This is a genomic window from Microbacterium sp. ZW CA_36, assembly GCF_044987475.1.
Classification (GTDB): Bacteria; Actinomycetota; Actinomycetes; order Actinomycetales; family Microbacteriaceae; genus Microbacterium.
Window position 1 is genome coordinate 15,960 of sequence record NZ_JBJDRL010000052.1, and the last position, 11,429, is coordinate 27,388.

The 11,429-nt window shown below is 71.3% G+C and carries 13 protein-coding genes; 6 read left to right on the forward strand and 7 right to left on the reverse strand.

The window, feature by feature from the left end:
* The first annotated feature begins 64 nt into the window (after positions 1 to 64).
* From aroA to bcp, 3 genes are all read left to right on the forward strand, one after another.
* The gene (gene aroA / locus ACI3KX_RS17200) at positions 65 to 1,438 is read left to right on the forward strand and encodes a 3-phosphoshikimate 1-carboxyvinyltransferase (RefSeq protein WP_404910479.1); all 1,374 of its coding nucleotides are present in this window, start codon (positions 65 to 67) and stop codon (positions 1,436 to 1,438) included.
* Positions 1,439 to 1,502: 64 nt separating this feature from the next.
* Positions 1,503 to 2,567 carry a ribosome small subunit-dependent GTPase A gene (gene rsgA / locus ACI3KX_RS17205; protein ID WP_404910480.1) on the forward strand — a complete coding sequence of 355 codons (1,065 nt, stop codon included), beginning with the start codon at positions 1,503 to 1,505 and terminating at the stop codon, positions 2,565 to 2,567.
* Positions 2,568 to 2,647: 80 nt separating this feature from the next.
* Positions 2,648 to 3,118: a thioredoxin-dependent thiol peroxidase gene (gene bcp / locus ACI3KX_RS17210; protein WP_349426833.1), complete on the forward strand. Its 471-nt coding sequence runs from the start codon at positions 2,648 to 2,650 to the stop codon at positions 3,116 to 3,118.
* A 76-nt stretch (positions 3,119 to 3,194) separates the two neighbouring features.
* Here the strand turns inward: bcp and ACI3KX_RS17215 are convergent, their stop codons facing one another.
* Positions 3,195 to 3,623, reverse strand: a complete 429-nt coding sequence (locus ACI3KX_RS17215) for a histidine kinase (protein ID WP_404910481.1) — start codon at positions 3,621 to 3,623, stop codon at positions 3,195 to 3,197.
* Between the two features lie 245 nt (positions 3,624 to 3,868).
* On the opposite strand from ACI3KX_RS17215, the gene ACI3KX_RS17220 reads away from it, so the two are divergent.
* Positions 3,869 to 4,117 carry a WhiB family transcriptional regulator gene (locus ACI3KX_RS17220; RefSeq protein ID WP_018171995.1) on the forward strand — a complete coding sequence of 83 codons (249 nt, stop codon included), beginning with the start codon at positions 3,869 to 3,871 and terminating at the stop codon, positions 4,115 to 4,117.
* Between the two features lie 102 nt (positions 4,118 to 4,219).
* Here the strand turns inward: ACI3KX_RS17220 and ACI3KX_RS17225 are convergent, their stop codons facing one another.
* Genes ACI3KX_RS17225 through ACI3KX_RS17235 form a run of 3 tightly spaced genes read right to left on the reverse strand, consistent with a single transcriptional unit; the run spans position 4,220 to position 7,673 of the window.
* Entirely contained in the window at positions 4,220 to 5,704 is a 1,485-nt protein-coding gene (locus ACI3KX_RS17225) for a histidine kinase N-terminal domain-containing protein (protein ID WP_349426831.1), read from the reverse strand.
* 23 nt (positions 5,705 to 5,727) lie between these two features.
* Positions 5,728 to 7,032, reverse strand: coding sequence for a CpaE family protein (locus ACI3KX_RS17230; protein ID WP_404910482.1), 1,305 nt, complete (start codon positions 7,030 to 7,032; stop codon positions 5,728 to 5,730).
* Positions 7,033 to 7,040: 8 nt separating this feature from the next.
* Complete coding sequence (locus ACI3KX_RS17235) at positions 7,041 to 7,673, reverse strand: SAF domain-containing protein (RefSeq protein WP_404910483.1); 633 nt, start codon at positions 7,671 to 7,673, stop codon at positions 7,041 to 7,043.
* Positions 7,674 to 7,772: 99 nt separating this feature from the next.
* On the opposite strand from ACI3KX_RS17235, the gene ACI3KX_RS17240 reads away from it, so the two are divergent.
* Positions 7,773 to 8,054 (forward strand): helix-turn-helix domain-containing protein, encoded by a 282-nt coding sequence (locus ACI3KX_RS17240; protein ID WP_349426827.1) that lies wholly within the window; start codon positions 7,773 to 7,775, stop codon positions 8,052 to 8,054.
* A 144-nt stretch (positions 8,055 to 8,198) separates the two neighbouring features.
* Here the strand turns inward: ACI3KX_RS17240 and ACI3KX_RS17245 are convergent, their stop codons facing one another.
* Positions 8,199 to 8,807, reverse strand: a complete 609-nt coding sequence (locus tag ACI3KX_RS17245) for a hypothetical protein (RefSeq protein WP_363357848.1) — start codon at positions 8,805 to 8,807, stop codon at positions 8,199 to 8,201.
* A 150-nt stretch (positions 8,808 to 8,957) separates the two neighbouring features.
* Here ACI3KX_RS17245 and ACI3KX_RS17250 point away from each other — a divergent pair, with 150 nt between their 5' ends.
* The gene (locus ACI3KX_RS17250; RefSeq protein WP_308868367.1) at positions 8,958 to 9,395 is read left to right on the forward strand and encodes an Rv3235 family protein; all 438 of its coding nucleotides are present in this window, start codon (positions 8,958 to 8,960) and stop codon (positions 9,393 to 9,395) included.
* Between the two features lie 74 nt (positions 9,396 to 9,469).
* On the opposite strand, the gene ACI3KX_RS17255 is transcribed toward ACI3KX_RS17250, so the two are convergent.
* Together ACI3KX_RS17255 and ACI3KX_RS17260 are read right to left on the reverse strand one after the other, a co-directional pair.
* Complete coding sequence (locus ACI3KX_RS17255; protein ID WP_404910484.1) at positions 9,470 to 9,826, reverse strand: hypothetical protein; 357 nt, start codon at positions 9,824 to 9,826, stop codon at positions 9,470 to 9,472.
* A gap of 74 nt (positions 9,827 to 9,900) precedes the next feature.
* Positions 9,901 to 11,127 (reverse strand): pyridoxal phosphate-dependent aminotransferase, encoded by a 1,227-nt coding sequence (locus ACI3KX_RS17260; RefSeq protein WP_349426824.1) that lies wholly within the window; start codon positions 11,125 to 11,127, stop codon positions 9,901 to 9,903.
* Positions 11,128 to 11,429: the final 302 nt, after the last annotated feature.

The window sequence follows — 11,429 nt, forward strand, 5'->3', positions numbered from 1 at the left end:
ATCCGGCTCCGCTCAGTGGGTGGCTCCCGGCCACTGTCGACCGGGTTCAGTAGGGTAGAATCCGATGACAGCCGACGCGTATTCCCCGACCTCCGCGCCGATCGGGCGCGGCCACTGGCACGCTCCGGTGGCGGACGGGCCGCTGCACGCAACGGTGACCGTCCCCGGCTCGAAGTCGCTGACGAATCGCGAGCTCATCCTCGCCTCTCTCGCCGACGCTCCGAGCCGCCTCATCGCGCCGCTGCACTCCGACGATTCGGCCCGCATGATCGAAGCGCTGCGCTCGCTCGGCGTCGGGATCGAGCTGGTCCCCGGCACCGGGCGGTATGGCGACGACATCGAGGTGACGCCGGTGTGGCCGCTGCGCGGCGGCACCGAGGTGAACTGCGGACAGGCCGGCACCGTCATGCGCTTCGTCGCCGGGCTCGGCGGGTTCGCCCGCGGCGACGTCACCGTCACGGCGCACGAGAGCGCGTTGCACCGCCCGATGGGCGCGATGATCACGGCGCTGCGCGACGTCGGGGTCGACATCGACGACGGCGGCCACTGGGCACTGCCGTTCAGCATCCGCGGGCACGGGCACGTCCGCGGCGGCGAGGTCACGATCGACGCCAGCGCCTCGAGCCAATTCGTGTCCGGCCTGCTGCTGGCCGCGCCGCGATTCGACGTCGGCCTGCAGCTCCGCCACTCGGGCGAGCGGCTTCCCAGCATTCCGCACATCGACATGACCGTCGAGGCCCTCGCCCACCGCGGCGTGCACGTCGAGCGTCCGGGCGTCGGCGAATGGATCGTGCCGGCGGGACCCATCCGCGGCAAGGACGTCGCCATCGAGCCCGACCTGTCGAACGCCGCGCCGTTCCTCGCCGCCGCGATGGTCGTCGGCGGCTCCGTGTCGGTCACCGGCTGGCCGGCCCACTCGACGCAGCCTGGCGCCATGCTCACCGACATCCTCTCCCTGATGGGTGCTCGCGCGGTCCGCCGCGGCGGGGCGCTCACCGTCACCGGCGGCGCCGGCATCCAGGGCGTCGACCTCGACCTGTCGGCCGCCGGCGAACTCACCCCCACGATCTTCGCGCTCGCCGCGTTCGCCGACTCGCCCTCGACGCTCCACGGGATCGGCCATATCCGCGGACACGAGACCGACCGCATCGCGGCACTCGTCGCCGAGCTGCGCGGCCTGGGCGGAGAGGCGGAAGAGCTTCCCGACGGCATCCGCATCGTGCCGCGCCCGCTCCACGGCGGCGTGTGGCACGCCTCCCACGACCACCGCATGGCGACCACCGGTGCTCTCATCGGCCTGGCCGTACCGGGCGTCGAGGTCGACGACATCGGCACCACCGCCAAGACGATGCCCGAGTTCCCGCAGATCTGGCAGCGCATGCTCGACGGCGAGCACGCCGACGGCGGCGTCTCCGAGGAGACGATGCGCGCCTCGTGAAGGGGCGAGCAGTCGGTGGCGGAGCTGACGGGATGACCACGGTGAAGCAGCTCAGGACGACGTCATGAGCTGGCTCGACGATCTCGACGACGACGAGGACGAGTCGGAGTTCGACGAAGCCGATATCCGGGTGCGGCCCAACCCCAAGGCGAACCGGCCCCGTACCAAGCGGCGACCCGCGCACAGCGACGCCCAGATCGCCCGCGTGCTCGGGGTGGATCGCGGCCGCTACACGGTGCTGCTCGACGAAGACCTGCCCGGCGAGCGCACCGTGCTCGGCGTGCGGGCCCGCGAGCTGCGCAAGATGCCGATCGTCACGGGCGACCGCGCGCGCGTGGTGGGCGACGCCTCGGGCGACGACGGCACCCTCGCCCGGATCGTCGGCATCGAGGAGCGCACATCGCTGCTGCGCCGCAGCGCAGACGACACCGACCAGGTCGAGCGGATCGTCGTCGCCAACGCCGACCAGATGCTCGTCGTCGTGGCGGCGGCCGATCCGGAACCCCGCCCGCGGCTCGTCGACCGGTACCTCGTGGCGGCGCTGGATGCCGGCATCCGTCCCCTTCTCGTCGTGACGAAGACGGACCTGGCCGACCCTGCCGAGTTCCTGGCGCACTTCGAGGGCCTCGACCTCATGGTGTTCACGAGCGGGCGCGACGAGATGCCGCTCGAACGGATCGGCGCCGCTCTCGAGGGGCACTCGACGGTGTTCGTGGGACACTCCGGCGTCGGCAAGTCCACGCTCGTCAACGCCCTCGTCCCCGACGCCCGACGCGCGACGGGCCACGTCAACGTCGTCACCGGTCGCGGGCGTCACACCTCGAGCTCGACGGTGTCGCTGCGCTATCTCGGCGCGGGCGGCAACGGCTGGGTGATCGACACGCCGGGCGTCCGCTCGTTCGGCCTCGGCCACGTGGATCCGGCGAACATCCTCCGCGCGTTCACGGATCTCGCCGAGGTCGCCGAAGAGTGCCCACGCGGGTGCACGCACCTGCCGGACGCCCCCGACTGCGCCATCGTCGAGGCCGTCGAGGCAGGAAGACTCGGGCCCGGCGGGCCGGCGCGCCTCGACTCGCTGCAGCGGCTGCTGGAGACCTTCGCCGACAAGTCCCACAAGTCCGGCACCTGAGCATCCGTGACAGGGTCCCGGCCGTCCTCGGGGTGCCACCCCGTCCGCTCGACCGGAAGCTCCCCACCTAGAGTGGAGCGGTGACCACGACGCGCCTCGAACCCGGATCCGCCGCCCCCGCTTTCACCCTCGTCGATCAGGACGACAAGGCCGTGACGCTCAAGGACCTCCGCGGCGGCCGCGTGATCCTCTTCTTCTATCCCGAGGCGATGACACCGGGCTGCACCAAGGAGGCTTGCGACTTCCGCGACAGCCTCGCGCCGCTGCAGGCGGCGGGGTACACGATCCTCGGCATCTCGCGCGACCAGCCCGAGAAGCTCCGCCGGTTCCGCGAACGCGACGGCCTCACGTACGACCTCCTGAGCGACCCCGACCACGCGGTGCACGAGAAGTACGGCGTGTGGGGCGAGAAGGTCAACTACGGCAAGACGTTCATGGGCGTCATCCGCTCCACGTTCGTGGTGGACGAGCAGGGCCGCATCTCTCACGCCCTGTACAACGTGCGCGCCACCGGGCACGTCGCGCGGCTGCGCACCCTGCTGGGCGTCTAGGGGGTCCGCCGGCTGCGGGCGGCCTCGCCGCGCTTCCCGGCGGTCGCCGGATGGCCGCGACTCGCGTCCGGCGACGTCAGCGGGATGCCGCGCCCGGGGCCTCGTCGTCGGCGCTGCCGTCCTGGCGGCGTGCCGCACGACCGGCGTGGCGCACGGCCAGCACGAGCAGCACCAGCGTGAGCAGGGCTGGGACGGCCAGCGCCAGGGCGATCGACGGATCGGCGAAGGACCCCGTCGCCGCGCCGAACGCCACCGCGAGGATCAGCAGCTGGGTGACGATGCCGCCCGAGCGACCCCAGGACTGTCCGCGCCAGACGGCCACCGAGAACGCCACCACAGCGGCGGCGCCCACGAGCGTCAGCACCGCCAGCGCGATCGCGCTCGCGATCGATCCGGTGTCGCCCGCCGCGATCGCGAGGACCTCGCGCACCGTCAGCGCTGCCAGACCGATTCCCTCGAGCCCGACCAGCAGCGCCGCGATCCTTCCGGACAGGTTTGTCCGCATTCTCCGTCGACTTCCTCTTGCACGACCAGTGGTTTGTGCGAACCCTCCACACCGCATGGGGAACACTCAGCAAGTCCTACACAAACGCGCCGATCAACCCTTGATTCAGGTAAACCGCTATGGGACGATTGGTGAAGCCGTGTGCTCCCACAGCGACGTGGGGCGAGTCAATCTCGCACATCCCACAGGGTATCGGACCCGAACCGACCCAAAACCCCATCCCCTCTGTCACAAGGAGCACCACCATGGACTGGCGCGACAAGGCCGCCTGCCTGACCGTCGACCCCGAACTGTTCTTCCCCGTGGGGAACACCGGACCGGCCGTCGATCAGATCGAGAAGGCCAAGTCGGTCTGTGCGCGTTGCACAGTCACCGAGATCTGCCTCCAGTACGCCCTCGAGACCGGACAGGACTCGGGCGTGTGGGGAGGCCTCTCCGAGGACGAGCGCCGCGCCCTCAAGCGCCGCGCCGCTCGCGCCCGCCGCGCGTCCTGACCTAGAGAGACGACAGAGCGGATGCCCCTCGGGGCATCCGCTCTTCTTCGGTCACCGCCCGGCGCCCGAGACGGTCACCGGATACCGGCATCCGCCTCGGCGTCAGCTCCTGGCGCGCTCGATGTAGCGCAGCGGGATGTCGATCGTGACCTCGGTGCCGCTGCCCATGATCGTGTGCCAATCGATCGTGCCGCCCAGCTCGCCCTGGATGAGGGTGCGGACGATCTGCGTGCCCAGACCGCGGCCGACCTGACCTTCGGGAAGACCCGAGCCCGTGTCGCGAACACGCACCTCGAGGCGGTCGTCGCCGCGTTCGGCGATGATCTCGACGTCACCCTCCTGGCCGGCCAAGCCATGCTCGACCGCGTTCGTGACGAGCTCGGTGAGCGCGAGGGCGAGTGGCGTCGCGTACTCGCTCGGCAGCGTGCCGAAGCGACCGGTCGAATGCGTGCGCGCCCGGGTGTTGGGAGCGGCGGCGACTTCGGCGACCAGCTTCAGCACGCGGGCGAAGACCTCGTCGAAATCGACGTTCTGCGCGAGACCCTCCGAGAGCGTGTCGTGCACGACCGCGATGGCCGACACACGCCGCATGGCCTGCGTCAGTGCTTCGCGCGCCTCTTCGGTGTGCGAGCGGCGGGCCTGGATGCGCAGCAGCGAGGCGACCGTCTGCAGATTGTTCTTGACGCGATGGTGGATCTCGCGGATCGTCGCGTCCTTGGTGATGAGCTCCTGCTCCTGGTGGCGGATCTCGGTCACGTCGCGGCACAGCACGATGGCGCCGATGCGCGTGCCCTTGTCGCGGAGCGGGATCGTCCGCAGCGACACCGTGACGCCCCGTGCCTCGAGGTCGGCACGCCAGGGCGCGCGCCCCGTGACGACGACCGGCAGGGACTCGTCGAACTGGCGCTTCGTCGGCAGGATGCCGGTCACGACCTCGACGAGGGACTCCCCCTCGAGCTCGTCGTCGAAGCCGAGGCGGTTGAACGCCGAGAGCGCGTTGGGGCTCGCGAAGGTCGTGATGCCGTCGACGTCGAGCCGGACGAGTCCGTCGGACGCGCGGGGCGCGCCGCGGCGCGGCGAGGTGGGCGCGGCGAGGTCGGGGAAGTCGCCGGACGCGATCATGCCGAACAGGTCGTCGGCGCAGTCGTTGAAGGTGATCTGCTGGCGCGACGGGATGCGCGCCTCCCCCAGGTTCGTGTGCCGGGTGAGCACGCCGATCACCGTGACCGTCGTTCCGGCCTTGCGCGCGACGGGCACCGCTCGTACCCGTGTCGGCGTCTCTTCGAACCAGTCCGGCGACGCGGAGTCGACGATGCCGCCTGTCTGGAACGCCTCGCGCACCTGCGTGCGCCACTGCGGCCGCACCCGGTCGCCGACGATGTCACGGTAGAACAGCGTCGCGGCGCCGCCCGGTCGCGTGTGGGCGACCGCGACGAACGAGTCATCGGATGTCGGCACCCACAGCACGATGTCGGCGAACGCCAGATCGGCGAGGAGCTGACCATCCCCCGCGAGACGGTGCAGCCACTCCACGTCCTCTTCACTGGAGCGGCCCTGGGCGTAGACGAGATCGCTGAGGGTCGACACCCGTCTAGCCTAGGGCGCTGAACTCAGGCGACCGGCGCACCGACCGTGGCGGCCTCGTCGGCACCCGCTCGCGCGGCCCGGCGGCCGCGACCCGTCCCGGCGCCACGACGTCGGCCGGGGGCCGGGCGCTGCGGCTCCGGTGCGGGCACGACGGCCTCACCGACGAATCGTCGCAGCGCGAGGGTGAGCGGAGAGCGCGGCGCGACCTCTGCGATGGGAAGCGACGCGAGGATCGCGGCATCCGTCGATCTCGGATCCTGCGGGAGGAACCACACGTCCTCGACGCCGCCGAACCGGTCGAGCGTGCGTCGCACCTGCCCACGGGCATCGATGCCCAGGGTGCCGGGCCGCAGCCGATTCGCCACGACCGCCACCGGCGTCGCCCCGATGGTCGCGCGCAGGTCGGCGTGCCCGCGGAGGAACCGGGCGATGCCGACGGGGTCGGCGGAGACCACGGCCACGACCAGATCGGCGCTCCGCAGGGCGGCGAGGGTGGCGGCGTTGCGCCGCGGACCGTCGAGGTCGCTCACGATCTCCTCGTCGCGCTCGAGCGAAGACGCCACGTCGACGACGGTGTAGTCGGCCCATTCACGGCAGGCGGCGAGCGCGGGGGCGCCCCGCCGGTCGCTCAGCTCGGGCCAGCGCGACGGGCGGTTGATGCCGGTGAGCACGTCGACGCCGGTGCGGCCGAGCGGCACCGCGATGCGGGTGAGTTCGCGGACGTCGAGACCGCCGAGCTCGGCCTGCCGGCAGGCCGCGGCGAAGCCCGGCCCCTCATCGGCGAGGCCGAGTGTGAGAGCGAGGGACGGCGCGTGCGTGTCGGCGTCGACGAGTCCCACGTGGCGGCCGCCGCGCGCGAGCTCGACGGCCAGCTCGGTCGCGACGGTGGAGCGTCCGGGCGCCCCGGACGGACCCCAGACAGCGATCACTCTCGGCTGCGAGCGTGATTCCCGCGGCGGCGCAGCCGCAGTCGTGGGACCGATCGAGAGCGCCTCGGCGATGCTCCATGGTTCGGTGTGCCGGTTCAGCGGCGCCTCCAGCCCGCACGCCGCGGCCACGCGCTCCCCCGCAGCGTCCTCGACGAGCGGTACGACACGCGTCCCCGCCCGGTCGCACAGCGCGACCACGGTGGGCGACATCGTTGCGCGCGACACCGAGACGACCAGGGCGTCGGCGTCGGCGAGCGCCCGCAGCAGCGCCTCGCCGTCGTCGCCCAGCATCCCATCTGCCGCGGCGAGCGCGGGAGCCGCGGCCGCGACCTCGGCGATGACGTCGATCCCCTCGCGACGCAGTCCCTCGACGAGGAGCACGGCGTCGTCGACGGCCACCACGACCCTCACGAACCGGCGCCCGTCGTCGGCACGATGGAGAGTGCGGACTCGTCGGCCATCGCTGCCAGCGTCGCCGCGACATCGGCGCGTGGAATGACGATTTCGAGCGCAGCGGCGCCGCCGCCGATCATCGAGTCGTCGCGCGTGACCGAGACGACGGTGGCGTCGGCGACGAGGATGCGCGGCTCGTCGTACGCACCCTGCTCCAGGAGCGGTGCGGACCACAGTTCGACGACGGTGCCCGCCTCGACCGAGGCCGGAACGTCGACGGCGCTGCGGACGACGACGCTGGTGGTGCGGGCGGCGGCCGGGTCGCCCACGGAGGCCACGGGCACGAGTTCGCCCGCCTCGATCGTGCGGGTCGCGACCTGAGTCTCATCGAGGTCGTCGGCGGTGAGGTAGGTGCCCGCCAACGACCCGAGCGCGACGTCGACGACCTTGAGGTCGCCGGTGCCGATCGTTTCGCCCGGCACGATCGTGTGCGCTGCCGCGTACACCGGCACGGTCTGCCGTGCGGCCGAGACGACCAACCAGACGCCGACGACGGATGCCGCCACGAGCAGCACACCGAGGAAGAAGCGCGCGTCGCCCCAGAAGGCTCGTCGGGGGGTGCGGACAGGGTCGCTGTGGGCCGTCATGGCACCCATCGTCGCCGACTCGGCGCGTCGGCGTCGGGCGTTATCCACAGCCCCTCCGGGCCCCTGCCCGTACTCCGGAGGCGGGTCCATAATGGGGGCATGTCCGATGACCCGACGTCGAACGTGCGTCTGCTCGCCCCTGCCCAGGTGGGCGAGGTGCTCGGCGTCTCCGTCGACGAGGTCATGGCACTCGTGCACGAAGGACGGCTCCGCGGTCTTCGGGTCGGGTCCCCCGCGCGCTGGCGCGTGGATGCGGCGAGCATCGACGAGTACCTCGACGACCAGGCCGAGGAGGCACGGCGAATGGCGCTGTGGCGCCAGTCGCAGACGGCGAGCTTCCCCGAACTGTGGGGCAGCGGCATCGTCCGCCGACCGGACTGAGCACGCGGAGACCGGCACAGACCATCGACCCGGCCCTCCGGCGCGGCGCCGCAGACGCGGGCCGCGGGGCAGCCGAGCGCGGCGCCGTAGACGCGGGCCGGACGGCCCGCCCGTCGGTTAGACGCCGTCGACGGTCTGGCGGGCTCAGGGCAGCGCCGGCGCCTCGTCCGCCCGCAGCCACGCGATCGCGACGAACGGCACCAGACGGTAGCCCGCGACGGCGTCGGTGCGCCTTGGCGCGCCGGGCTCATGCAGCGCGAGGTCCAGATGATCCGCGCCTGCGCGGTCGATCGTGCCGGTCAGCACGCGTCCCGACACGAGGTGCAGCGCGACGCCGGCCCGGCGCCGCACGAGGTCGCGCAGCACGAACCCGAAGGTCAGGCGGTCGGCGAGCGGCGACCGCGGGGGCGCAGGGCGGGCGGTGCGCAGCAGGTCGGCATGCGGCATCCCGATCGAGGAGATCGCCGCGAACGGCACGATCACCGCACCGGCCGGGCCCTCGGCGAGCGCCAGCGAGACCCAGTCCGCACCCACACCGGTGACACTCGCGCGCACGCTGGTGCCGTCGGCGAGGTCGAACGATGCGACCACCGGTACGCCAGGATCGCGCGCCGTCAGCAGCGTCAGTCTCTCCGTCAGCTGCACCCGCGACAGCCGCAGTCGCTCGGCCTCGGTGTCGAGCGCGGCCCGTTCCGCCTCCCATTCGGAGGCGAGCTGATCCTCGAGATCGTCGAAGAAGCGGTCCCAGCGCACTCAGTGAGAGTAGGACACGTCAGGCGATCGGGCCCCGAGTTATCCACAGGTGGAGCCGCTCGATTTTTCCTGTGAGTTCGCCGTGTGTTCTACTGTCCGGAAGACATCCCCCTGTCGAGAGAAGACATCCCCCTGTCGAGATAGGCACCCATGGCAACGACGCCCGCGGGCACCGCCCGCGCACCACACGCGTTCCGCAGCACGCAGCTCGCAGAGTTCTTCGCGCCGCAGCGGACGCCTTCCACCGCCCTCCCCCTTCCGGAACCCTTCCTGCGCAACCTCACGCTCGGCGTGCTCGAGGTCTTCGCCGGAGTCCGCGAGGTCGATCAGCTGGCCCGCTGGCTCACCGAAGACGCCTACCGCAAGCTCGTCACGCGCGCGAACCTCGCGACGCGTGCGCGCAGCGCACGCGGTGTCGCGGCGAAGCGGCCGGTGCACACGATCCTGTCCGTGCACGAGTCCTCGCCCGCCGACGGCATCGTCGAAGCGGTCGTCGTGGTCCGCGGTCCCGCGCGTACGCGCGCGCTCGCCGTGAGGATCGAGGGTATGGACGGGCGCTGGCGCGCCACCTCCCTCGCCCTCCTCTAGCGCACCCCTGAGCCGCGCCCCGACCCGGGGCGCATGCGACGACGGAGCCGGTCCCGACGATGCGGCCGGCCCCGTCAGTCCTTGTCGTCCTTGTCGATGAGGTCGAGGAGCGTCCGCAGTGCGTCGCGGATCTCGTAGTGGTCGTACTGGCCGGCCCGGCTCTCCGCCGAGATCACCCCTGAGCGGTGCACGCGCGTGAAGTCGCCGAACGGGAACGAGTACGCCTGCTTCGTCTCCTCGTTCTCCCGCCGGTCGACGCCGAGATGCCAGTGGGAGTACTCGGTCCATCCTTCTCGCTCGATGAACGAGTTCTCCTCCTCGGCTGTGGGTGCCGCTTCCGACCATTCGTCGCGCTCATCGCGCACGACCTTGCCGTCCCGGATGAGCGCTCGCGCGTGGCGCAGCGCCGGCTGGTTCAGTTCGATGGACATGTCGCGACGCTACGTCGCGCGCTGTCCGCCGGCGAGGGTCTTGACGGATGCCGCCGCCGGCGGCACCCTACGCCTCACTGCCGGTACGACGACAGGAAGTTGCCGAGACGCTCGATCGCCTCCGACAGCACGCGGGCCTCCGGCAGCGTCACGATGCGCAGGTGATCGGGAGTCGGCCAGTTGAAGCCCGTCCCCTGGACGAGCAGCACGTGCTCGGCGACGAGGAAGTCGTAGACGAGCTTGGCGTCGTCGCGGATCTCGTGCACGTTCGGGTCGAGTCGCGGGAACGCGTAGAGAGCGCCCTTCGGCTTGGAGCACGTGACGCCGGGGATGCGCTCGAGACCCTCCCACGCGGCGTCCCGCTGCTCGTGGAGCCGGCCCTCGGGGGCGATGAGCGCGTCGATCGACTGCACCCCTGACAGCGCCGCCTGCACCGCGTGCTGCGCGGGGACGTTGGGGCACAGCCGCGTCGAGGCGAGCAGCTGGATGCCCTCGAGGAAGCCTGCGGCGTGGCGCTTGGGTCCCGTGATCACGAGCCAGCCGGACCGGTAGCCCGCGACCCGATAGGTCTTGGACAGGCCGTTGAAGGTGAGGCACAGCAGGTCGGGCGCGAGTGTCGCGAGGGGGATGTGCTGGGCGTCGTCGAAGAGGATGCGGTCATAGATCTCGTCGGACAGCAGCAGCAGCGAGTTCTCGCGCGCGATCTCGATGATGCCCTCGAGCACCTCGCGGGTGTACACCGCCCCTGTCGGGTTGTTGGGGTTGATCACGACGATCGCCTTGGTGCGCGGCGTCACCTTCGCACGGATGTCTTCGAGATCCGGCTGCCAGTCGTCGTCGGGGTCGCAGCGGTAGTGCACGGGCGTGCCGCCGGCGAGACTCGTCATCGCGGTCCACAGCGGGTAGTCCGGCGCCGGGATGAGGACCTCGTCGCCCTCGTCGAGCAGCGCCTGCATCGTCATCGTGATGAGCTCCGAGACGCCGTTGCCGAGGTAGACGTCGTCGGGGTCGAACTGCGGGAATCCGGGCACCTGCTCGTACCGCGACACCACGGCGCGCCGTGCCGACATGATGCCCTTGCTGTCGCTGTAGCCGTGCGCGTGCGGGACCGCCTCGATCATGTCGCGGACGATCTGGAACGGCGCCTCGAAGCCGAACACCGCCGGGTTGCCGGTGTTCAGCTTGAGGATCGTGTAGCCCTCGTCCTCCAGCCGGTCTGCCTCGGCCAGTGCCTGCCCGCGGATCTCGTAGAGAACGTTCTGGAGCTTGCTCGACTGGTCGAGGGTACGGAGGGGACTCATCGCATCAGGATATCCGCGGCCGGCGAGGGCCAATGGACGCCCCGTGGCTCGCGACCCAGGCAGTCGCGAGATCAGGTGATCTCACCGGCGTAGGACGATCTGCGCGAAATCTTCCTACCTCCGCGAAATCACCTGATCTGGAGGCGTGGATGCCGCGAGCCGGCGTCGAAGCGCGGCCGACGTCGACGAGGCCGGTCGTGGAGACGGGATGCCTCGGTTCGACGTCGTACGCCGTGCCGAGGCATCCTCCCCTACTTCTTGCGCTGCTCGGCGGCGCGGCGCTGGGCGCGGTTGAGCGGAGC